We start from the raw sequence: 22,811 nt of genomic DNA on the forward strand, positions 1-22,811 counted from the left end.
CTAACCCGGCACCATGAACCCGCCGCGACAATCTGTTCTCATCCTGATAGTCGCTGACCTCTCACCCAGATCGTCGCGCTATAGCCGAGGGGGCGGTATCAACCAATGGAACAAAGCGGCCATCATATCGATATCCGGACAGCGCCTCCTCTTCTAACCCCGCCAGGACTGTTGGGTCAGGGACCGTCGTCGAATATGTAAGGCTCCGCCCGTCTGACGATGACGCAAAGTCGTCGATGTTGTGACCGGTTCGCGTCACGGGAACACTGTTGTGGCCGGTGGCCAAGGCCCTCCAGATCTGCGACGTCCCGTCAACTTGCTTTAGAAAATATACGTACCTACCGTCGGGCGACCACTGGGGCTCGATTGTGGCGGGTAGCCCTGTGTCCACAATTGCCCCATTCAAACCGGGCACTCGTAGGAGAGTGAGATCGCCCCCTTCGTCAATTACCGTTGGGCGAGTATTTTTGCCGAGATCCAGCACCACCATTCTCAACCGATAGCTGTTCGTAGCTGGATTGCCTTGCCGCACCTGAAAGGCAACTTTTCGATGATCTGGAGATAACGCCAAGAAGTGCCTACCAGGGGCAAGTTCCATCGGCCCGATATCCACTAGCCCAGCAAGTGCGGCGGGTGTAAGGGGTTTCAGCGTGCGCTCAACCTGATCCTTAAGCGGCTTACAATGGACCCCTTGTGCCTGCGCTATGAGCAGCAGCAAGAGTAGGACGGTGGCGAACCGCCCAATTGCGATAGGTGGCATCAGAGCGCTTTGCTGATCGTAATGCCGATGAAGCGCCCTATGCTTGGATAGTTGTTCGCGTCGTAGTTGTAGCCGATCGAGCTCGTGGTCCTCACGAATGGCGGCTTTTCATTGAATATGTCCAGAAGCGTCAGGGTCAGAGAAGCGCCCTTCAATATGCCACTGTCGCTCTGGCCGTCGAGTTTTGCGGAGATGTCGAAAGAATTGTAAGAATGCACCTCGACTGATGGATCGATCCGATTGTCGAGGCTGCCTCCGATATGATTATAGGTGCCAGTCAGAGATAGGTTATTGTGGCGCCAGTCAACGGAGCCCGTTGCCCTCCAATGAGGTTGCTGAAAGATCGTTCCGGCTAGCTGGATCGTTGGCTGCCCTTCGGACAGTCGCTGATTGCTCTTGAGATAACTCGCAGCTGTCCAAAGCGTAACTTGGTCTTTTGGCGTTTCTAACAGCTTGTATTCAGCGGAAATATCGAACCCTTCTATCGATTGACGAGACGCGTTCTGCAGGTAGTTGGTAACGATGGCGACGACATCCGCCGAGAGCACATCTCCTCCACCGCGATCGGAGACGCTCGACGTGCCGGCTAGCGCTGCCAGGAGCTGCGCTCTCGTCGGGTTCAGAGTTACGTATTTCTTGTAAATGTCGACGAAACCGAGTGAGTTGTTGGGTATCGGCGATACGGCCCGATCGCGGTACTTGATCCGAAAATAGCTTGTATCGATCCTCAGCCCCTCAACGATCGTGGGTGTGAACGAGATCGTTGCGGTCCAGCTTGTTGCTCGCTCGGGCTTGAGGTCAGGGTTTCCGCCGACCAGATAGAGTACGGTGCCGGGCCGAGGACTTGGCGGGGAATAGAATGTCTCTCCAATCTGTGAATAGCCGATCCGCGGGCGGCCGGTTTGATAGAGCGTTGGTGCTTTGAACGATTTTCCCCAACTGAATTTGAACGCGATATCAGGCGACGGCGCAAAGACGATCCCCACCTTGGGTGTTGCAACCTTGCCGGCGCGGCTAACGTCTTCATATCGGAGGGCACCTGTAATGCTGAGGCGCTCAACTAAAGAGATGTTGTTCGATGGACTAATGATCGGAAGTGATACCTCGCCGAAGACATAGTAGGTGTTTCGATCAACGAAAAAGTCTGAACGAGGTGTGGTTATGCCGCCAGCGATTGAGGCGACGTCGATTGTGAACCGCGTGTTCCGCAATCCTCCGCCGGCTGCCATGCGGGCGGTTCCGCCTGGCAGGCGGAACAAGGGACCCTCCGCGCTAGCTTCGACCGACCTTATGCGGTTGATGTAACTGCCGCTTTGATGCTCGACGAGCACGTTCGTAAATGTGGTATCAACCTCTTGATCTACGCGGCTCTCGCCAATAACGCCGGCGAGCTTCGCTTCCCAGCCTCCGATGGTCTGTAGACGGAGTGAAGGCGCAACTGTCCACATCTGAGTATCGACGGCGATCTTGCTACCGGAAACCAAGCAGCCGTCTGTCGCAGTGAAGTTGACACAGATATCGTTTTCCCGGCGGCTGAACTGACCATCTGCTTCAAACATGAGGCCGTCTGCGAGTTGTTGGTGGCCGGCGAGAACCACGCTGTATTGAGTTTGGCCGTTGAGAAGCGTCTCGGTGGGGTCATTTGTTTGGGTGTATGATCTTTGCCCAGCGGTGATCGGCGTCGAATGCCGAAAGTCGAAGGCGGACATGATTCCCCCCGTTGACCAACGGCGGCCGGTCACGAGGTCGTATTGTTGCTCGACGTCTCCGCCGTCGGTGGCGGCCCCCCATCTGGCGGACGCTAACGCACCATCATAATCCCGCCGTAGGATCACATTCGCAACGCCGCCAACAGCGTCGGAGCCATAAAGCGCCGACGAGCCATCGGCGACCACTTCGACCCGATCGACAGCCGCCAGAGGCACAGCGGTTATGTCGACACCCTGGCTAATCGCATCATACGCGACGCGATGCCCATTAAAGAGCGTCAGGGTCGCGTCGGCGCCAAGTCCGCGAAGGTTCAACGCGGACGATGAGGTGACATTTTCAGAGCCGCCCTGTCCGCCCCCGGGAATACCCGGGTTTTGTCCTCCAGAAAAGTTTTGCACGAGGCTTCGGGCAAAGCCGCCCATATCTGTAATGCCACGCTTCTCGATATCGCTTCTCGTCGTGACGGTAATGGGCGAAGCGGGCTCGCTTCCACGAATCCGTGATCCGGTGACCACGATCTCACTTTGATCCGTCGAGCGATCCGTCAAATCTCTCGACGGCTCCGATCGCCCCCGGATGATGATGACATCCTTTCGGAACTGAGCTGTTAGCCCAGTCCCATCAAGGAGCGCTTGGACCGCCTCGTCAGCGCTGAAAGTTCCGTGCAATCGGAGAGCGTTCTTCCCGAGCACCGCTTCGGAGTTGAAGATGATCTCCTTCCCCGACAGGCGGCTCACGGTCTTAAGGGCCTCGCCGAGATCGCCAGCCTCGATGTTGTACTCGATGCGACGCTCCGCCGCCGAAAGAGCAGGGGCGGCAGGCACCACCGTACCGACCGCCACGGCCGCAAGAAGCGCACACCGAAACCGAGACCCCATTCGAACCATCTTTTGCCCCCTTCGAAACTCCCGACAATTTGGCGAGATTTTCAGGGAGCATCGCAACAAAACTGCAACCTACGGGGTAAGGGACAAAAAAGTTTTCGGTTATCGCTTCCGGAGCGTGATCTCGTCCGGTTTGGTCCTTTCGACTTCAAGATCGAACAGAGTGGCAAGTCGGTCGGCGACCTGATCGGCATCATTTACCCGGAATCGGCCGCTAACTCGCAACGTCCCAATACTCGGATCGCCCAGACGGATAGCGGTTGTAGAATCCATGTTGGCTTCGGCCACGACCGCAGCGAGGGGCGTGCGCTCATACTCACGCACGGCCGAGATGGCCGGTAGCGGGGCTATAGGCTGAAGCTCGGCTCTTCCCGGCGCGGATCGAAGCACGGTCGGCGTGATAGCCGCGAAGCTGAGGGTCTCGCCCGGTTCAAGACGCGCCACGGCTGTCCGGCCGGTCGTTCCCTTGATAGTGCTGGGGCGTTCGACGTCGACTGCACCGCGCAGCAGCCTAACGGTTACGCGCTCATAGCGATCTAGACTGACGTCGAAGATCGTCCCGCGTGCAGTCACGCTTCCTCCACCAGCTAGGACGACAAAGGGGCGCGTCTCATGCGCAACATCAAAGCGGGCACGACCACGTTCGAGCTTCAACTCGCGCCGACCAGTGCTGAAGCTCGTGAGGAGTTCACTGTTGGGATCGAGATCGATCGACGAACCATCTGCGAGCCGCACCGTCCTTCGGGAACCGTTCAGCGTCGCATAGTGCTGGCGCTCGACCGCTTGATCAACCTTGGGCTGTGCCACCTGGACCGGAGCCTCTCCAGCGCCTGGTAACTCCACCTTTGCGATCCATCCTCCGATACCGACGGTCAGGAGGAGACTGGCTGCGATTGCCACCCATTTCCAAGCGCGTCCGCTCTCTTCATTGTCGTTGGCTTCACTGGTTTGCTCTTCGTCCTGAGCCGCCATGAAGCGCCCCAATGCGAATATCTCGCCAGCTTCGTTGTATGCGCCTCGATGCGATGCCCCGAGGGCGAGCCACTGCTCGAACTGGGCGCGCCACTCCTCGGCATCAGGACCCCGCATCCTGGCGAACCACAGAGATGCCTCACGCATCTGCTGGTCCATCCTCGGCATAGCCTCCGGCATCTCATCTTCAGCCATGGGCATTTCCGATAATCTTGCCAATGCGCACAATGGCCTCCGCCACATGCCACTCCACGGTCCGGATACTGATATCGAGTTGTTCGGCTATCTGCCTATACCCGAGTTCTTCAGCGCGATGTAACAAAAATACCTCTTTCGTCCTTGGCGGGAGGCGCTCGACAGCCAGTCGATAGCGGTGCCGCATCTCGTTTATTTCCGCGATGGCGTCCGGCCCGGCAATCTCCTCGCCGGCCGAATATACCACGGGATCGAAGGATTGTGCCTTGGTCCAGGCGCGCACGCGATCGGCCAGGAGATGTCGAACAATGCCCTGCAAATAAGCCCCGGGATTGCTCAAGGCGGCGGTGGATCGCGAAGCGACCAGCCTCGTGAAAGCCTCCTGCACCAGATCATGCCTGTCCTCCTCGAGCCAGATGCGCCGCTTGAGAAAGGAAAGCAGCTTCGGCGCCTCCCTTCGATAAACGGCTTCGAACTGGCGATCTTCATAGCGTGCAGACGCACGCGCGCAGATGCCATCATCCCCGTTGCCGCGAAACATTGGTCTACGCGCACGTTTGGAGGGCGAAGCGCGCCAAAGGGCGACGCCAGAAAAGTAGCGAAGGCAGCATGACAGGACCACCCAAGGGTGGCGGGCAATAGCGTCCAATGCGTGCGCCCAACCGTCATGGATGGACACGTTGCCATGCCTGGAAGGTTTATCCTGCAGGCGGTCCCCAGCCGTTTCCCGCGCTGCGCGAAAACTCTGCAACGATTTCCAGATGGTTGCAAGGCGCTACAAGAAGGGAACTCCCATTTTCCCATCTGCATCGCCTCATCAGGCCTCGTTCTGCTTGCGCGCCGGCGGAACCGCGACGAGTTCGACCAACCGGTCAAAGAAGCGGTCGAGCAATTCTCTCGCCGCCGGCTCCAGCTCGACAAGGATCCTTCGGCCATCGTTCGGATCGCGTTGGAGTTTGACCAGCCCGCGTTGAGCCAGTCGGTGGACGATCCGTTGCGAATTCCGTTCCGATGCGCTCGATGCTGCTGTTAGAGCGGTCAGCGAACGCGGCTGGCGACTCCTGCAGGTATAGAGATCGAGGAGCATCTCGAATGCGGGAATCGTAAATAAGTCCCGGCCGAACTCATCTGCTCGCAACCGCTGCACCTGTTCTGCAAAATCGACCATGCTGCACCTGTTTACGGTGGCTGTGATGCGCGAACCCTCCATCATTTCAGCTGCTCCCGATCCGACTTGTCGGACGGGCGGGAACCGACGGGAATCATCTTAGGGCGAATGGGCATGACACGCTCCTTTCTCAGGCGAGAAAGAATCTCATGTCTCCACGCGCCATATTGTAAGTTCTTGCCCGTAAATGGATTCCGGACTGCATTTATCCATTCTGGATGATTATGTGGGGGCCGCTAAATCGGACTCTGAGTTCGAGTGGGGCGTTCATGAAGCAATGCATTGCATCAGCCAAACGCATGCCCGCAGCACGCGACCGGCTCGCGGACACCATCGAGGCGGTCATCGACGACTTGGTGGAACCGCTCACCATGGACGAGCCGCGTGATGCCATCATCGTGCTCGAAGTCGGCGAGGACCCCGCCGAAACCCAGATGAACCTAGTCGATCGAGGAGAGAAGAGGCCCGACGATCCGGTTGCAGCCATTGAGGCGCTCAACGAGGAAATGAGCGACGCCTCTGGCGCCAAGTTCGCGAATCGCCGACAGCTACTGAGCGACCAGGTCGACCGTTTCATGGCCAGCCTGATGAGCGAAAGCGCCATAGCCTTCGCGCGCCGCCCATACACCGTCGGTCTCGCCGAACTCGCGGGCGCGCAGAGCGAGCGATACGCCGGATGGCTGCGCACGATCCTCCGAACGGAGGATCCCCGCGCCCTGCGCCAGTTGCAGAACCTAGGCTTCACGCTGGCCCAGAATTATGCCGAGATCGACCCGGTTCTCGCGGCCAGTGTCCTCGCGCATCTTTGGTCGGTAGAGTCGCATCTCGTTGTGCAGGTCGGTGATGCGAAGCACCAGCTCCGCCACCTCGCGCTGTTCTCGGCGACCCCGTCGCCAGAGATCGACCGCCTTAGACTCGATGCGTATCGCGGCGCCCTCGACGATCGGGAAATCGAGCGCCTGACTCTCGCCGCGGTGGCGGCAGGTGCGGACGAGTGGCTCGATCGCTTCATCGACGAGCGCCTGGCCTCGGATGCGGCGGCCGACCATGCGCTCGCAATCACCACGGCCTCATTCCGCCCAGCCAACGCGCATTCCGACGCTTTGCTCCGTCGCGACTGGGGACGCGGGTTCCTTGGCGGAGCGGCCAGTGCCGCGCGTGCGAGATACGAGCGTGCCGCACATGCAGCGCACTGGTTCGCGCTCGCCGCCGCCGCCAACGACCCCCATGAGAGGTGGCGCTTCATGGAGCTGGGCATCGCCTCCGCGGACCGCCGGCAACTGCTCAGCCCATCGCCTCGCCGCGACCCCGACTTTAGGCTCATCGGCGGCGACATGCCGCAGCGCCTCGATAAGGCAGCCGAGAAGGCATCGGGCGACGCCGTAAAGACGCTCCTGGGCCAGCGCCGGCCGACCAGCCTCATCAACGAGGTCATGCGCTGACCGCCCGCCGGCGGGGTCATTCCGGCCGTCCGTAATGTTATGAATGAACGGCCGGTTTCAGAGAGCTGATTCCGTTTCCGTTACGACCGCTATGTCGGCGACAGCGGACGGAGACGGCTTGGGTGTCAAGCGTAAGATTTTCACCACTAGCCGGCCGCAGGCGCCTCGACGGGCGCTGTATCCGGTAGCGTCGCTGCAGCGTCGACGGCCTTCGGTGCCTGGCTCCGTCTGGGCTTCGGTGCGGCCTTGGCCGCAATGGGTTTGGCGTCGCGACTCGCCGCCTTACGCTTGGCGTTCTTGGACGCGACCGCCGCAGCTTCCGCCCGCGCAGCCTTTCCACGAGCGCGCCGAACGGGTTCGGATTTTGCCGGAGGAACCTCGACAGCAACCGGCGCTGCCGCTTCTACGACACTTGCCGGCGCAACTTCGCGTTCGGGCGCTGGAGGCGGCGACACGCCCTTGCGCTTTCCACCCAATCCAAGCCGCATCGCGACTTCGCGCCGCGCTGCGGAATAGCCCGGCGCGACCATCGGATAGTCGGCGGACAGGCCATAGCGCGCGCGATATTCGGCCGGCGTCAGTCCATGCGTCGAGAGATGACGCTTGAGCGCCTTGTATGGCTTCCCGTCGATCAGGCTCAGGATCTGGTCGGGCGAGGCAAGGCTTTCCTCCACCGTCACGGCCGGCCTGAAATCGGATGCGGGAGCGGGGACTTCGACCCCGTCTTCCTCGGTCTTCACTTCGGGCGCCGAGGCAGCGACTGGTCCGCCGCCCAGCAGGGCCCGTCGTGTGCTCTCGACGAGTGCAGGCAGTTCGCTGCTTGGGACGGTGTTGTTCGCAAAATAAGCGCTGAGTAGCGTCACGGTCAAAGACATGACGCCCGCTTCTTCGGTCTCGGCCATGCAACGTCCTTCTTCTGGCTGGAAATAGCGGTCTTGACCCGCCGCGTGGTCACGCGATAGTCCGCGACGCCGGTGCCGCCTGAAGCGCGCAATGTTCAAGAGCGCTCAACGCTCGGCGCGCGGCATCCAACCCTCTGAACGCAATGGCCCCGCCTGCAGATCTTTCTGCGCCAGGGGAGGGAAGGGGGAGGGTTTGGGCAGTCGGCTCGGGATTGTCGTCATGCCCGCACCCTCGATGCCCAAACCGACATCGCTCCGCGCAACTTCCCCGTCGATAGACCGGACCGCCGAGGCGCGCACGCGGCCCGGCCGGACGGACCAGCCACATTCCATAAGGAGATCAGCCGTGAACACGCTGGAACCGACTTATCCCAACACGCTGCCGCTCTCGAAAATCGTGCTGGGCGACAAGCCGTGGCGCCCGACGTCATCCAGGGCCTCGAACTCGGCCTGGCATCGGTCCGATGGAAGCAGGCGGAGGCCAGGGCAAGGCGGGAACAGCCCAAAAGGGACGCCGAGCGTCGCGCCGCCCGCGAGCATCACGCCCGGATCGATGGCTATGCCGTTTGGGCAATGCTCGGTGACTGGGCCGATCTCTCCGATGATCCCGGTCGGCGCCAGTGGGTGGATATGTTCCACCTCGACACCAAACCTCGCGAGCAGGGCGAAATCCGGCGAAATGTCTGGCGGATCTTTATCAGCAAAGGCAGCGCGGCCCTGAACGACCTCGTGGTGCTCTCCGGCGATTGCACCGAGACTGCCGACCGCGCCGAGATCGAGCAGCTCGCGCGCAGGATCATCGCCCGCCACGAGGCCCCGAACCCCTCCTGACGTCCGCCGCCCCGGCCGACGAGGGCGCAGACAACCGGGCTTCCCTCAATAGCGAACAAGCCCGCGCTCGCGGCACCGCACCGCGAAGCGGCTTCCCCTGGCCTCGGCCGCATCCCACAAGGATCCCAGACCATGCCCGAACTCATGGAAATCGAGACTTATCGGCTCGAAGAACTGTCCGAGCGCGCTAAGACAAACGCCCGCAGCTGGTATCGGGAAACCGGCCTCGACTATGACTGGCACGACTTCACATACGATGACTTCGAACGGGCCTGCGACATTCTCGGTGTCAGCCTCAAGACCAATATCGTGCGCCTCCATGGCGGAGGGACACGCAGCGAGCCGCGCATCTACTTCACCGGTTTCTGGAGCCAGGGCGACGGTGCCTGCTACGAGGGCTTCTATCCCACGCCATGATCTGCGTCCAGCACGGCTCGATCGTAGACTCAGCCGATGACGGCGTGCAGGCGCACAATATCCAGCGCGAGCTTTACGGGCCGGACGATCATGTCACGGTGCTTGGCGCCATCTCGCGCATCTCCATCCAGCGTATGGGGTCACCGGATGTCTGTTCGGCATGCGGCGATCCGGCCGACGACTATCGCCTCGTGAACGCAGCCGAGGCAATGCCCGGGGTGCCGTCGCTCAGGCTTTGCAGCGATTGCGTGGGCATTCGACGCGGCGGTGGCGAAATCCTTGAACCGATCACATGACCGCAGCGGGGTTCGCAATGGCCGACAGTCGTGGCCGGGGTGGGCGGATGCCCGCCCGAGGCGGGCACCGGGCTCTATCTCCGCTACGCTCCGACCAAGCCCCCTTGCGGGGTCTTGTCCGCTTCGCGGTAACGATCCCTTCCGCGGGTGCGCGCGGCATGTGAGGCGCTTCCCTCTCGACCGAAGGGTCCGGCCGCACGACGACCGCAATGCAGGCTTCGCCTAAGGAATCGCGCTAGTCGCGCGATGCGGATCGTGGAGCCAGCCCGACCGCATCGCCCCCTTCGCCGCCCTCGCAGGATCCGTGCGTTGCAGGACGGGTTTCGTCCGCAAGAATTGCGTCGGGACAAAGCTACGCTAGGCGAAAAGGGGCCGGCGATGTTTGTCTGTTTTCAACAGAAGCGCCGGCCCCTTTTCGCCAAGCTTCGCTAGAGCCCCTCCCGTGCTTCTTGCGGACAAGAGCCCCGCCCTGCGCCTTCGGACCTGCGAGGGCGGCTCCGGATGCGATGACGATCGAGCCGGCCCACGCTCCCTTTCCATTCAAGCGGAACCGACCGCTACGCGGCCGGTGCGTCTTTGTCATTTGTGGGCCGCTGACGCGGCCGCTTGATGCTCGGGCTCACCAGATACGATGAAAATCTGTCAATAAATCAATAACATGGAAGTAATGGAGGGGAGGGAGTAGGGTTTGGATGCGGCCGGGAAAGAGAAACGGCCCACACCCGAGAGAAAGGATGAAGTCATGAAGATCGGTAGCTTCAAGTTCGACGAACGCGCCAGCGACATTATCGGCAAGATCGCCACTCGCGAGATGCGCTTTCCCTACCTCATCATGCGCCGTGTCGAGGATCGACAGAGCGACAGCGCCCCCGTCTATGAAATCTACGAGACGAACCGCGCGGGCGACGAAATCCAGATCGGTGTCGTCTGGGAACGCCGCATGAAGTCCAATGACGAGGTGTTCCTGTCCGGCATGGTCGATGACCCGAGCTTCCGCGAGCCGCTCCCCATCGCCCTTTTCGGGGACGAGACGAACGGCTTCGATGTCCAGTGGCGGCGCGAACGCGACCGCGAGGCACAGGGCGGCGGCTTTGGCGGACGCTCCGGCGGCGGCCAGCGGCAGGGCGGTTTCGGCGGACGGTCGGGCGGCGGCTTCTCCGGCGGCAGCACCGCAGGCCCCGGCGGCGAATATACCGGGAACGGGCGCGGCCTTGACGAAGACGTGCCCTTCTAAGCGGCACCAAAGGCGGGCCGGGGGAGCGCTGGAACGCTTCCCCGGACCCTGAACCGTCACCCGACCAAAGGAACCCATCCCATGAGCAAGCCAACGGCCTTGCGCAGCGTTAGCAGCTTTGCCGACCTGCCGGAACTCTATGCCGAACTCACTGCCACGCCCGATTTCGTGGCATCGTTCGGTGATCCCTTGCCCCTCACCATCATCGACGCGGGCGAGGAACCCGCCGAACACACCATGCCCAACCCGCTCGCGGCGCAGGCGGAATGCGGCGGGATCATCGCCGCCATTTTCGACCTGCTGGACGATACGCGATTGGACCCGCTTGCGCCGGAACTCGCATGGGGCTTCGTCAACAGCTTTCACTTCGTCGCGAACAAGCTGGAAAGCCGGGAGGACAGGCTGGCCGATACGATCCGCGACATGGCGCGCCGATTGGAGCCGGGCGAGGTGTTCAACAAGGAACTGGAAGACACCCAGCTTGAATGCCAGTCGGTCGCCGAGCAGCGCGCCGCCATGGAAGCCATGCGCGACTATGCCGCCGCGATGTATCGCGCCTATGCCGGTCGCCCATGGTCCCCGGCTCGGGGATCGCGCGCGTCGCACGTCACCACCGCCAGCCAGATTTCCGCACTGGACTTCCTGCGCGCACGATCCGAACGGCGGCGCGATCGCTACGACCCGCAAGGCCCCGTCGTCGTCGTCTCCGGCCCGCAGGATTGGCACGACTGGCGCGTCATCTGGAACAGGCTCGACCAGATCAGGGCGCGCATTCCCAATATGGTGCTTGTCACCACCGGGCAACGCGCCGGTGTGGACGCCGCCGCCGCAGCATGGGCGGCGCAACGCGGTGCCGTCTGTATCGCGTTCGGCCTCTATGGACGCGGCAAGGGCAAGGGCTTCAAGCGCAACCGCGACATTGCCGAGCTTATGCCGGTCGAAGCCTTGCTGTGCGAAGGCTCCGGCATCCAGTCGAGCCTCTATGACCTGCTCAACCCGGAGAAGGGCCATCGCGTCCCGACCCATGTTTTCATGAGGACCGATCAGGAACCCGATGTGCCGATCAAGCGCAAGCGCCGCGTCATAGCGGCCTGATCGGACGAACACCCAACGAGAGGGACCGGCGCGGCACACCGCAGCCGGTCCCTTGTCGTGCTTGTCGCACGAGCGGGGGAAACCCGAACGGTTTCCCCCGCGTCGCTCCTTTTGCCGGGCGTTCCGCCCACCAACGTCGCTCCCCTTTCCGCTAAGGCTGCACCGTCGCCTGGCTCGCTCCTCCGGCCTCCGATCCGGGAGGCAGCGCGGCACCGGGCTTCCCCCGCGCGCCGCCACCAGTTTTCGCTGGCAAACCCCGTGCGGGCGGATCATCGGACGCGGCCGGAAGCGCCTTCAAGGCTGCCAGCGCGGCACCACCGCCGACCCTGATCGCTTGGCCGAGGACATCGCGAAACTCGCGCTCGCTCAGTCTCTCCACGGCAATCTCGGTCGCGACCTTTCCATATTGCGCGCGCAATCCGCGCCGCACCGTCTCGGCTTCTTGCGCGAGGTTGCGCTGGTCGGCCTCGATCTTCGCGAGCCGTTCCCGTTCCGTCATCTTGGGCATGTTTGGACTCCTTCTAGGAAGGAGGTCTGCTCGCCAGTCCCGACTATCCACCAAGGAGCTTTCGCTTGCAACGCCTTCCCACCGACAGAGCGCAACCGATCAAGCGCGGCTCCCCTGCCGGGGAGACCCGCGCCGATCGGGATCGACGGGCGCAGCGGGCAAGCGCGCTGCGGGCGAGGGACGCACGCCGGAGGCGGGTGTAATGCACCCCACGCACGGGTGCTGCACGGCGTTTTCCCAGCATTTCTGCGGCTTTGCGGGCGTCATACGGGTGTTACCGATGCACTGCCGATTGTCATACTGGTATGACCGGACCATCGCATTTTCTCGATAAGATACTGAAATGACGCGGTATGATCCATATTACTTTGCCGCATCCTGACATTCTCAACGTGCTGTCCTCGAGGCGTTGAAAAATCCGGTTATTTCAACTATAAAGGCTGTGCTTCACCTCCCCGGCAGGGGCTCCGTATCATCGGAGCTTGTGCATGGTCACAGTTACTTTTCGTCTCGACGACGCCCTCCATCGGCGTCTGCTGCGTCGTGCCCATGGGGCCGATCTCAGTTTGTCCGCGTTCATCCGATCGGTTCTGACCCGGGCCGCCGATCCCGACCGTACCTATATTTACTCGTCAAAAGACGAGATCCTGGCCGTGGCAATCCAGACCTTCGCCATCCTCGTGACCGCGATCGGCGAACGATCGCCACAGGCCCTCGAAAAGGGGCAAGGCTATGCCCGCCAACTGCTCGATGAGCGGGGCCTGTTGGCCGAGGAGGGACGCTCATGAGCATCTTCCGCAATGATACGCTCGGCAGCTGGACGAGGGGTGGGCAGGCCATCGTTCACAATGTTCGCATGACCACCCAGGTCTTCTACCAGACATGCCTTGCAGGGATGGTGATCTGGATCGGCGGCATCATCTGGTATGCGCTCGAAAAATCCTCCGATTATGAGCGCTTTGTCCTGGTGAAGATCGGTCAGGCGACCTTCATGGGCGATACCGTTCCCGGCAACGTCACGCCGATCCTGTTCAGGACACCGGCGGGCCTGCAATATTGGACCACGCCCAAGGCCCTGCTCGACTCCAGGCTTGCCCATAACACCCTTGCCGCCTTTGAAAGCTACCTCCTGCACGGGGCTGCTCTGTCGGGTGTCTTCGCCCTCGCCATGCTGTTTTGGGCCTGGTTCTATTTCACCCGCACGGGGCGCGGCCTGGGCTCCAATCAATTCCTGCGGGGCGCCCGCTTCGGCACCGTCGGTCAATTGAAGCGCGCACTGATCTGGCAGAAAAAGGGAGCGCTTACGATCGGCGGTGTACCCGTGCCGGAGGCTTTCGAGCCTGAGCATATCCTCCTCTGCGGAGCGCCCGGCACCGGCAAAACCAACCTCATCGTCAAGATGCTCGACGGCATTCGCGTCTCGGGTCGACGGGCGATCGTCTATGATACGGCCGGCACCTTCGTCGAGAAATTCTATCGGCCGCAATATGACACGCTGCTCAATCCCCTCGACCAGCGGACCGCTCGCTGGTCCCCCTGGGTCGATGTCCCGCGCGACTATCATTATGACCAGATCGCCGAGTCCACGATCCCGGACAAGGGCGGTGATCCCTTCTGGGCGAAGGCGGCGAGAGGGACTCTGGTAGCAGTCCTGCGAAAGCTCGCCCGGCAGAAGCACACCTATGTCTCCCTGCTCCTTGATCGGCTGCTCCGGTCCAAGCTCAAGGATCTTGTGGCGTTTGCGGCGGGCACCGATGCCGCAGCCTTCCTCAGCATGGAGGGAGACCGGACCTCGGCCGGCATCCAGGCGGAACTGGCCTCGGTCATGCGCAGCTTCTCTTATCTCGACGACACCGAGGACGGCTTCTCCATCCGCGACTGGGTCGAAAAAGGGAAGCCGGGAAGCTGGCTGTTTATCACCGTAAAAGCGGACCAGCTCCCCTCGCTCCGCCCCCTGATCACGGTCTGGCTCGACATCGCCATCAGCGCCATCATGAGCCTCATGCCGGATCGGGACCGGCGACTCTATTGCGTCATCGACGAACTTCCAACGCTCCAGAAGCTGCCCTCCTTGAGCGACTTCCTTGCCCGCGCGCGCAAATATGGCGGCTGCGGGATATTGGGATTTCAAAGCTACCCGCAGCTTGAGGCGACCTATGGCATTCAGGACGCCGCCGCCATCACAGGTTACTGTTCGACCTGGGTGGCGCTGCGCGCCAATGATACCCCGACCGCCAAGCATGTTTCGGAAAATCTTGGGCAGGTCGAACAGGTCGAAGCCAATGAAGGCATGAGCTATGGCGTCAACGACATGCGGGACGGCGTCAATCTCTCCCGGATACAGGTGACCCGGCCGCTTGTCATGCACACGGAGGTGACGAACCTTCCCAATCTTTCCGGTTTCCTCCGGTTCGGGCGTGATCTTCCGGTCGTCAAGTTCGCGGACCGGTACAATGTCGTCTCCTCTGACGAACCTGCATTTGTCGAACGTGTGGGTCCGCCGGCGCAGCTCAGCAAGGCGGACGAATTGGTAAAACTGGCCAAGGCCGAGGCCCGGGTGCGCGAGGCGCTCGATCGGGAAAGGGAGCAGGGTGATGATCTGCGTCCTCCCGCTAAGGAGGGGCAGGGCTCCAGTGCTTATGCCACCGGTGCGCCGAGCGTGGATGGGTCGCCTGCGGTCGAGAGTGAGGCGGCGCAGGTCGACGCCATTCTCGGCGCGGAGCAGGGTGAATTGCCGATCCCGCCGCGCGATGCCTGGACCTTGCTGGCGGCGCGACAGGGAAGCATCCAGTCGAACCTCGTCCAGCATGGCCGCGCCGATGGTCCCCGCGAAGAGGCGAGGCCGGCATGATCAATCCCATGCGCCTGCATGGCAAACCCGGTAACATCGCGCGCTATTATGCGCTCGGCGATTATTACAAAAAGGGTTTCGATGAGCATTCCGAATGGGGAGGGTCCCTAGCCCGCGACCTTGGTCTGGAAGGAATGGTCGATCACGAGATATTCGAGCAACTGCTCTCCGGCCGTGTTGGGGAGCAGCAGCTTGGAAGACACCGCAAGGGCGGGGAGATCGAGCATCACCCCGGTTGGGATTTCGCGGTCAACGCACCCAAGTCGGTTTCCATCATGGCGCTGGTCGCGGGAGACGAGCGGATACTGGCTGTACATGAAAATGCCGTTGGGAGGGCGTTGGACTATCTGGAGGAACATGCCGCCCTGCGGCACCGCGTTGCAGGCGAGATCGTCCATGAGACGACCGGCCGACTGATTTTTGCTCGCTTCACCGAACATGCCAGCCGGGAACTCGACCCCCATCTCCACACCCATGTGGTTGTCATGAACATCACCGGCCGGGACGGTGAGGCGCAAATGGCAAGTCTGGAAACCCGCGCCATGTTTGCGGAGCAAATGACCGCGGGACAGGTGTATCGCAACGACCTGGCCCATGGCCTTCGGGAGCTGGGTTATGAAATCGAGTATGATCCGCGCACCGGCCTTTTTGAAATCAAAGATGTCCCGCAGGATCTGGTGAAGGCATTTTCCAGGCGTGCCGAACAGATCGATGTCCATGCGCGGGAAGAGGGGTTGACCGGGCAGGCCGGACGCCAGGCCTCCTTCTATGCGACCCGGCCTCCCAAGCAGAAGGTCGATATCGAGGCGCTGCGGGAGCAATGGCAGCAACGATCGGAACGGTATCGCGAAGGTCTTGACCTGTTGAGCCGAAAGGAGAGGAGGGAGATCGTTCCACGGACCGCTGACGTCGGCCGGGCCGCCCTGTTCGGCATGCGACAGGCGGAATCGCGCGAAGCGGTGAACAATCTGGGACGCATATTCCGTCTCGGCCTCGCTTCCCATGTTGGGGAAGTGCGCTTGTCTGACGTCCGCCCGATGATCGAAGCCCATGAGGCACGGCGCAAGCTCCTGGCAACGCACGAGCAAACGGGCGACCGGATACTGACCCGGGGGCGCACGACGAGAAAAACCGCCCGTCTTGAGCTGGCATTGACCCAGCATCTTGCCCTTGCGCTGAACGATGCTCGGCCCATCGCGTCTACGGACCGGCTGCTGGTCGCGCTCGACAAGGCAGGCTTGACGCCTGCCCAGGAACAGGCGCTGGTGGATGTCGCGATCTCGCGCGATCGGGTGAATGGCATCCATGGGGTGGCCGGTTCGGGGAAATCAACGCTGGTCAAGACGCTCAAAGAGGCTGCGGAGCCAGGGACCATCCTCATCGCGACCGCACCGACCTCGTCGGCGACATTGAAGCTCGGGCAGGATGCTGGCATAGAGTCCCGGACTGTTGCCAGCCTGCTTGCCGGGGGCGGGCATGGTATCAGTGACCGTCATGTGCTGGTGCTGGATGAGGCCGGGCAGCTCGGCAATCGGCAAGCTTCCCGTGTGCTGGGGATCAGCCGGAAAACGGGGGCTCGCCTTCTCCTCTTGGGTGACGATCACCAGACCGGTGCCATCGAGCAGGGCAAAACCTTCTGGTTGCTGCAACGACTGGGGTTGCCGACCGCGGAACTCAAGGAGTCGGTACGGCAGGAAACCAAGTCGATGAAGGCGGCGGTTACGTACGCGCGCGAGGCTGACTATCCCGCTTCGATCGCCGCTCTCGATAAGGTCGTAAGCGGGGAGAGCGTGGACATACTCGCCAAGGACATGGTGAGGGAGTGGACCCGGCTCAAACCGGAGCATCGCGCTGGCACGAACATTCTCGTGCTTGAAAATGCCACTCGTCTGGCTGTGAACGCCCAGATACGGGAAGCGCTCCAGAAGGAGGGGGGCATCGCCATCGAGGAGAGTCGTGTCCAGATTTTGTCGCCGGCGGGGATGACCGATGAAGAGAAGCGGTTCGCGCGCTTTTATTCGGGTGGGCAGGTCGTGAAATTTGGGCGTGACATTGCCGAGGCCGGTATCGCCCGGGACGCGGAATATCGCGTGGCAGGACTTGGCCGCAATGAGAACGGCCGGCAAATCGTTCGCCTTGCCGATGAGCAGGGACGGATTATCCGATGGGATCCCCGATCGACGCGACCCCGACAGATCAATGTCTTTGACCAAGGTGAGCGAGACTTGGCGTCCGGGGATCGCGTTCAATGGCGACTGGCCAACAAAGAGCTTGATCTGAAAAATGCAGAGCGGGGCACGGTCGAGAAGCTCCATGGATCAATTGCGACCATCAGGTGGGATCGGGATGCCAGAATCCAGACCGTTGATCTGTCCATCCACAAGACCTGGGACCATGGCTATGCCGAGACGGTGTATTCGTCGCAGTCGAAGACCTATGCGCGTGTCTATGTCTTGGCTCCGATAGGATCAAGTCTGGTCAATGGTCAGAATTTTTACACGGCGATTACCAGAGCGCGCCTGGGGGTGAAGCTCTGGACGGAAGACAGAGATAAGCTCGCGCAGAAATTGGAGCGGAACTCAGGCGAAAAGACATCGGCACTTGAAGGGCTTGGTCGCCTGGATCGAGATAGTCGAACCATTTTCATCGAGCGCCATGGGGAAGAACTGCGCCGTCAACGCATCGAACAGGAAATCCAGCGGCGGGAGAGTCGCCGCCGTCTTCCCCCGCTAATATGCGTGACACCGGTTCGATTCCTTCGAGCATTCCTAACTTGAAGCGAACGGCGGATTGACCGCTCACGGCGGGATGGCTCTGGCAGGTTCAGACTATTTGCCAACTCGAGACAGATAGCATTGTTCAGGATATGTAAGCGACTTTTTGAAAAGCACAGTGCGCCCATTGGTATGTTCCTAGGCCAAATTCTGGTCAAACTTAAAAAGTGCGTTCTCTTTGAGGAATTGTTTCCCCATCTCAAGTTCATGGAGCTTACGGGAAACCCGCGACTGGTCGATGGCAATTTCATCGGCGGCTACAATTCATTCCCGATCCGCTTTTCCAAGATATGGTTACTGCCGTGAAGAGAAGGTTGCGGCTACATTCAAAGGGCGTCAGTGCATCTATCGATTGAGAATTGTTGGCATTATCGAGCCTTTCATGGCGGCCTGGACATTGGTCACAGCGGTGGCGAACAGAGCGCTCAGATTCTCGCTGGTATGAGCCACTTCGTGGTTGGTCAGGATGGCCCTTGGGTGCCCTCGGAGAGGGCTGTCACTCGGTAATGGTTCGTTTTCGAACACATCCAGCGCTATCCCTCCCAGGCGCGCCACGACCTCCGGATCACACAATGCGCCCTCGTCGATGATTGCGCCTCGCGAAAGATTTACAAGAATGGCGCCCTCCTTCATCGAAAGCAGTCTTTCTTTGGACAAAATGCCATGAGTTTCGGCGGTGAGGGGCAGGAGAGGGACGACGACGTCGCTTCGTTCAAGCAATGTCTCCAGATCGCATTGTTCCGCTACGGCGACTCCAACATGGCGGCGAGTGTGTATCAACATGTCGACATCCCAGCCTTCAAGTCGTTTCACGACAGCACGGGCTATGTTGCCGAATCCCAATATGCCGATGGTCTTACCCTTGAGCATACGAGCTCTGGGGGGGCCTACGCGCACGAGATCGCGTTTAAGGCGCACCTGTGTCGCCTCGATGTCGTACAGCGACATCAGGATGAACAGAATCGCTGCCTCCGCAACCGTTTCGAAATTTTCAGCGACATGTCCGTTTGCCACAGCAATACCTCTTCGGGTAGCGGCATCGACATCGATGCCTTCGAATCCGAGAGAGGGCAGAACGATCGCGCGCAAATGTGGAGCGCGCTGCATGTCTTCGTGATCGCAAGGCCTGGCGAAGGCGACAAGTATCTCCACCTCTTGCCAGTTCTCATAGTCGGATGGTCGCTCTAGATCATAACGGCAGACGATCTGCGCCGCCTGACTATCAATCGCGCGGGCGAGCTGCTCCAAAAATGCTTTGGAGCCCGCCGGCCCGGTGATGAGTATATGCATTTATCCTCGCCAACTGATTGTCAGGATGCGGCAACAATCGGTCGTTCCGCGTTTTCTCACCATGGCACGACGCGACACTCATTGGCGCATCACGCCAAAAATATGTGGCGCGCAGAAATTGTCCTGAAAGGTCATCACTTGTCACATCGCGCCGTTTGCCGCCGGCGCTGCCAGTGACAGACACGGAGGAAATGCAGCGTTACTTTTGGAGTGGGTGAGGATGCGAATAGACGGAAATGTTGCCGCTGTGGTGACAGGCGGTGCCTCGGGCCTGGGCGAAGCAAGCGCGCGAGCACTTGCGCAGGCGGGCGCGCGAGTAGCGATATTCGACATGAACGAGGCAACAGGCATAGCGGTTGCGCAGGAGATTGGTGGCATATTCTGCCAGGTCGACGTGACCTCCGACGAGCAGGTCGACGCGGCTTTTGCAAAGGCGCGCCATGCGCATGGGCAGGAACGCATCCTCGTCAACTGCGCCGGCATAGCCAACGGGATAAAGACCGCGTCAAGGAGCAAGGGAGGCGGCGGCACCGCCCGATTTCCGATGAAGGATTTCGAGCGGGTTGTGCAGATCAATCTGCTCGGCACCTTTCGCTGCATCGCTGCTTCCGCGCAGGGGATGTTGGATCTTGAGCCGCTGGCCGATGGCGAGCGAGGCGCCATCGTCTGTACGGCCAGCGTTGCGGCGCAGGACGGGCAGATGGGGCAGGCGGCCTATTCAGCATCCAAGGCGGGCGTCCTTGGCATGACGCTGCCAATTGCCCGCGACCTGATGGGTGAGGGTATCCGCATCAACACCATTCTGCCGGGTCTGTTCCTGACCCCGATGATGCGGGGCCTTCCTGAAAATGTGCAGGTTGCGCTGGGCGCTTCGGTGCCCTTCCCCAAACGTCTTGGCGCGCCGGAGGAATATGCCGCGCTGGCGCTGCACATGATCGGCAACAGCTATCTGAACGGTGAGTCCGTCCGCCTCGACGGCGCGATCCGGCTCGCGCCGCGCTGAACAGGGGATCATCATGGTTGAGGTCTATATTTACGATGCCGTGCGCACCCCGCGCGGCAAGGGGCGGCCGGACGGCGCGCTGCATGAGATCACCGCACTTTCGCTGGCGGCGCAGATGTTGCAGGCGGTCCGGGATCGCAATGGCCTCGACACCGCGCTGGTGGACGATGTCATCCTGGGTTGCGTCATGCCGGTGGGTGAGCAGGGCAGCGACATCGCCCGCATCGCCTCACTGGTCGCGGGTTATGACCAGCGCGTGCCGGGTGTGCAGGTCAACCGCTTCTGCGCCTCGGGTCTGGAGGCATGCAATATGGCGGCGGCCAAGGTTGCGCTGGGTGAAGCGCGCTTTGCCATTGCGGGGGGCGTGGAATCCATGTCTCGCGTCGCGCTGGCGGCCGATGGCGGCGCGATGATGGTCGACCCGACCTTCGCCTTCGATCATTATTACGCGCCGCAGGGGATTGGCGCAGACATGATCGCGACCATCCATGGCTTCGGCCGTGAGGATGTTGACGCCTATGCCGTCGAAAGCCAGCGGCGCGCTGCGCTGTCTTGGCAGGAGGGGCGGTTCGCGCGATCGATCGTGCCGGTGCTGGACCAAGCGGGAATCGTCATCCTCGACCATGACGAACATATGCGGCCGCAATCCGATCTTCAGTCGCTGGGCTCGCTGAAGCCCGCCTTCATTAAGATGGGCGAGTCGGGCTACGACGCGGTGGCGCAGGCGCGCTATCCCGAAATGGGGCCGATCAACCATGTCCATCATGGCGGCAATTCTTCCGGTATCGTCGATGGCGCGTCGGCCGTGCTGATCGGGTCCAAGGGAGCGGGCGAGGCCGCCGGACTCAAACCTCGGGCGCGCATCCTGGGCACTGCGTCGATCGGGTCGGACCCGACGATCATGCTCACCGGCCCCGAGTTCGTCACGCGCAGGCTGCTCGACCGGCTCGGCATGGAGCGCGGCGACATCGACCTGTTCGAGCTTAACGAAGCCTTCGCGGCGGTGGTGCTGCGCTACATCCAGGCGCTCGACATCGATCCAGCGAAGATCAACGTCAATGGCGGCGCGATCGCCATGGGTCATCCGCTGGGCGCGACTGGGGGCATGATCCTGGGGACGATGGTCGATGAACTGGAGCGATCGGGCAAGGCGACGGCGCTCATCAATCTCTGCGTCGGCGCAGGCATGGGCACCGCCACGGTCATCGAGCGCGTCTGACGGGAGGGACGAAACATGGAAAATTTCACATTGGACGTCGGCGCGGACGGCGTTGCCATCGTCACCTTCGACATGCCGGGTCGGTCGATGAACACCATCAGCCATGCTGTCCAGCATGATCTGGGCGAACTGGCGGAAATCATCCGGCAGGATGAGCGGATCATTGGCGCCATCCTCTGTTCGGGCAAGCCGAGCGGATTTTGCGCGGGTGCAGACCTCCATGAACTCCAGGCCGATATCGAGCGGTGGCGTGCGGCGGGCACACAGGAGGAGTTGCAGGCGGCCTTATTCGAGGCGGGCCATTTCAGCGGGCGCATTCGCGACCTGGAAAGGGTGGGCAAGCCCCTGGTCGTCGTGATTGCCGGCGTGGCGCTGGGCGGCGGGCTGGAACTGGCGCTGGGTTGCCACTATCGGATCGCGATAGAGGAGGAGGGGCTGCGCCTTGGCCTGCCGGAAGCGACGCTGGGCCTAATGCCGGGAGCAGGCGGCACGCAACGGCTCCTGCGGCTGGCTGGTCTGATGCCGTCATTGCCCTATCTGCTCGAAGGCAAAGCGATGAGCATTGAGGATGCGGTGGCTCTGGGCGTGATCGATGAGACTGCCAGCCGCGAGCAGGCGTTCGACCGTGCGCACCAGTGGATCGCCGCAGGCGGCCGAAGCAGCGCGCCATGGGACGAGAAGGGCTTCCGCCTTCCTGGAGGTGGTCCTCATATGCTGGCGGGCTATGCGCTTTTCGGCCCGGCAATCGCCGCGAGGCGCGGGGGTGAACGGACGAATGATGCGGACGGGAATATCCTGAAGGCGGTCTATGAAGGATCGCAGGTGCCGATCGACGCCGGGCTGAGGATCGAAAGCCGCTATTTCCTCAATACATTGCGCACACCGGTGGCGGCTGAACGTGTCTCGGCTTTTCTCAACCGCAAAACCAAGGCGCCCGCGGCATGAGCGGGATCAGGATCACGTCACGCCGGGGCGAGGTGCATGAAATTGCCATCGTCCCCGGCATGAACCTGATGGAGAGCATCCGGGACGCGGGGCTGGACGAGCTGCTGGCACTGTGCGGGGGATGCTGTTCCTGCGCGACCTGCCACGTTTATGTCTTGCCCGATCATGCCGGGCAGTTCGAGGCGATGAACGATGATGAGAATGATCTGCTCGACAGCAGCGACCACCGCACCGCGCGATCGCGGTTGGCCTGCCAGCTGGTGATCGGCGATGCGGTCGAACGGCTCGACATCACCATCGCGCCGGAGGACTGAG

The 22,811-nt window shown here is 61.5% G+C and carries 20 protein-coding genes; 13 read left to right on the plus strand and 7 right to left on the minus strand.

All coding sequences use genetic code 11. The annotated features are described in order from the left end of the window. Window positions 1–759 precede the first annotated feature (759 nt). The 4 genes from K7W03_RS15205 to K7W03_RS15220 all read right to left on the minus strand — a co-directional run bounded on the left by K7W03_RS15205 (window position 760) and on the right by K7W03_RS15220 (window position 5,689). Entirely contained in the window at window positions 760–3,312 is a 2,553-nt protein-coding gene (locus K7W03_RS15205; protein ID WP_222886726.1) for a TonB-dependent receptor domain-containing protein, read from the minus strand. A gap of 144 nt (window positions 3,313–3,456) precedes the next feature. Further along, window positions 3,457–4,521, minus strand: coding sequence for a FecR family protein (locus tag K7W03_RS15210; protein ID WP_222886727.1), 1,065 nt, complete (start codon window positions 4,519–4,521; stop codon window positions 3,457–3,459). Next, window positions 4,514–5,200: an RNA polymerase sigma factor gene (locus tag K7W03_RS15215; RefSeq protein WP_319024320.1), complete on the minus strand. Its 687-nt coding sequence runs from the start codon at window positions 5,198–5,200 to the stop codon at window positions 4,514–4,516. Before K7W03_RS15215 ends, K7W03_RS15210 begins: the two co-directional genes overlap by 8 nt. 138 nt (window positions 5,201–5,338) lie before the next feature. Further along, on the minus strand, window positions 5,339–5,689 hold the full coding sequence (locus K7W03_RS15220) for a MarR family transcriptional regulator (RefSeq protein ID WP_226870195.1): 351 nt from the start codon (window positions 5,687–5,689) through the stop codon (window positions 5,339–5,341). Between the two features lie 269 nt (window positions 5,690–5,958). Between K7W03_RS15220 and K7W03_RS15225 the strand changes: the two genes are divergently transcribed. Continuing rightward, complete coding sequence (locus tag K7W03_RS15225; protein WP_222886729.1) at window positions 5,959–7,131, plus strand: hypothetical protein; 1,173 nt, start codon at window positions 5,959–5,961, stop codon at window positions 7,129–7,131. Window positions 7,132–7,277: 146 nt separating this feature from the next. On the opposite strand, the gene K7W03_RS15230 is transcribed toward K7W03_RS15225, so the two are convergent. Next, window positions 7,278–8,033, minus strand: coding sequence for a MucR family transcriptional regulator (locus tag K7W03_RS15230; protein WP_222886730.1), 756 nt, complete (start codon window positions 8,031–8,033; stop codon window positions 7,278–7,280). Between the two features lie 414 nt (window positions 8,034–8,447). Here K7W03_RS15230 and K7W03_RS15235 point away from each other — a divergent pair, with 414 nt between their 5' ends. The 5 genes from K7W03_RS15235 to K7W03_RS15255 all read left to right on the plus strand — a co-directional run bounded on the left by K7W03_RS15235 (window position 8,448) and on the right by K7W03_RS15255 (window position 11,906). After that, window positions 8,448–8,864 (plus strand): hypothetical protein, encoded by a 417-nt coding sequence (locus K7W03_RS15235; protein WP_222886731.1) that lies wholly within the window; start codon window positions 8,448–8,450, stop codon window positions 8,862–8,864. A gap of 132 nt (window positions 8,865–8,996) precedes the next feature. Next, window positions 8,997–9,281 carry a hypothetical protein gene (locus K7W03_RS15240; protein WP_222886732.1) on the plus strand — a complete coding sequence of 95 codons (285 nt, stop codon included), beginning with the start codon at window positions 8,997–8,999 and terminating at the stop codon, window positions 9,279–9,281. Beyond that, entirely contained in the window at window positions 9,278–9,577 is a 300-nt protein-coding gene (locus tag K7W03_RS15245) for a hypothetical protein (RefSeq protein ID WP_222886733.1), read from the plus strand. The genes K7W03_RS15240 and K7W03_RS15245 overlap by 4 nt, the downstream gene beginning before the upstream one ends. 742 nt (window positions 9,578–10,319) lie before the next feature. Continuing rightward, window positions 10,320–10,811, plus strand: coding sequence for a DUF736 domain-containing protein (locus tag K7W03_RS15250; protein ID WP_086485663.1), 492 nt, complete (start codon window positions 10,320–10,322; stop codon window positions 10,809–10,811). An 81-nt stretch (window positions 10,812–10,892) separates the two neighbouring features. Then, the gene (locus tag K7W03_RS15255) at window positions 10,893–11,906 is read left to right on the plus strand and encodes a DUF2493 domain-containing protein (protein ID WP_222886734.1); all 1,014 of its coding nucleotides are present in this window, start codon (window positions 10,893–10,895) and stop codon (window positions 11,904–11,906) included. A 151-nt stretch (window positions 11,907–12,057) separates the two neighbouring features. Here the strand turns inward: K7W03_RS15255 and K7W03_RS15260 are convergent, their stop codons facing one another. Next, window positions 12,058–12,414 carry a hypothetical protein gene (locus tag K7W03_RS15260; protein WP_226870196.1) on the minus strand — a complete coding sequence of 119 codons (357 nt, stop codon included), beginning with the start codon at window positions 12,412–12,414 and terminating at the stop codon, window positions 12,058–12,060. 488 nt (window positions 12,415–12,902) lie between these two features. Between K7W03_RS15260 and K7W03_RS15265 the strand changes: the two genes are divergently transcribed. The 3 genes from K7W03_RS15265 to mobF are packed head-to-tail and all read left to right on the plus strand — an operon-like array spanning window position 12,903 to window position 18,042. Then, entirely contained in the window at window positions 12,903–13,202 is a 300-nt protein-coding gene (locus K7W03_RS15265) for a CopG family transcriptional regulator (protein ID WP_176598798.1), read from the plus strand. Continuing rightward, window positions 13,199–15,265 carry a type IV secretion system DNA-binding domain-containing protein gene (locus K7W03_RS15270; RefSeq protein WP_222886735.1) on the plus strand — a complete coding sequence of 689 codons (2,067 nt, stop codon included), beginning with the start codon at window positions 13,199–13,201 and terminating at the stop codon, window positions 15,263–15,265. Before K7W03_RS15265 ends, K7W03_RS15270 begins: the two co-directional genes overlap by 4 nt. Beyond that, complete coding sequence (gene mobF / locus K7W03_RS15275; RefSeq protein WP_222886736.1) at window positions 15,262–18,042, plus strand: MobF family relaxase; 2,781 nt, start codon at window positions 15,262–15,264, stop codon at window positions 18,040–18,042. The genes K7W03_RS15270 and mobF overlap by 4 nt, the downstream gene beginning before the upstream one ends. 342 nt (window positions 18,043–18,384) lie before the next feature. Here mobF and K7W03_RS15280 read toward each other — a convergent pair whose 3' ends face one another. Beyond that, window positions 18,385–19,329, minus strand: coding sequence for an NAD(P)-dependent oxidoreductase (locus tag K7W03_RS15280; RefSeq protein WP_222886737.1), 945 nt, complete (start codon window positions 19,327–19,329; stop codon window positions 18,385–18,387). Window positions 19,330–19,549: 220 nt separating this feature from the next. Between K7W03_RS15280 and K7W03_RS15285 the strand changes: the two genes are divergently transcribed. From K7W03_RS15285 to K7W03_RS15300, 4 genes are read left to right on the plus strand one after another with little or no spacing between them, the layout of a single operon-like run. Beyond that, window positions 19,550–20,332 (plus strand): SDR family NAD(P)-dependent oxidoreductase, encoded by a 783-nt coding sequence (locus K7W03_RS15285; RefSeq protein WP_176598802.1) that lies wholly within the window; start codon window positions 19,550–19,552, stop codon window positions 20,330–20,332. Between the two features lie 13 nt (window positions 20,333–20,345). Next, window positions 20,346–21,551 (plus strand): acetyl-CoA C-acetyltransferase, encoded by a 1,206-nt coding sequence (locus K7W03_RS15290; protein WP_176598803.1) that lies wholly within the window; start codon window positions 20,346–20,348, stop codon window positions 21,549–21,551. A gap of 15 nt (window positions 21,552–21,566) precedes the next feature. Then, the gene (locus tag K7W03_RS15295; protein ID WP_176598804.1) at window positions 21,567–22,496 is read left to right on the plus strand and encodes an enoyl-CoA hydratase-related protein; all 930 of its coding nucleotides are present in this window, start codon (window positions 21,567–21,569) and stop codon (window positions 22,494–22,496) included. Beyond that, the gene (locus tag K7W03_RS15300; RefSeq protein ID WP_176598805.1) at window positions 22,493–22,810 is read left to right on the plus strand and encodes a 2Fe-2S iron-sulfur cluster-binding protein; all 318 of its coding nucleotides are present in this window, start codon (window positions 22,493–22,495) and stop codon (window positions 22,808–22,810) included. Before K7W03_RS15295 ends, K7W03_RS15300 begins: the two co-directional genes overlap by 4 nt. Window position 22,811: the final 1 nt, after the last annotated feature.

The organism is Sphingobium sp. PNB (assembly GCF_019873065.1).
GTDB lineage: Bacteria > Pseudomonadota > Alphaproteobacteria > Sphingomonadales > Sphingomonadaceae > Sphingobium > Sphingobium fuliginis.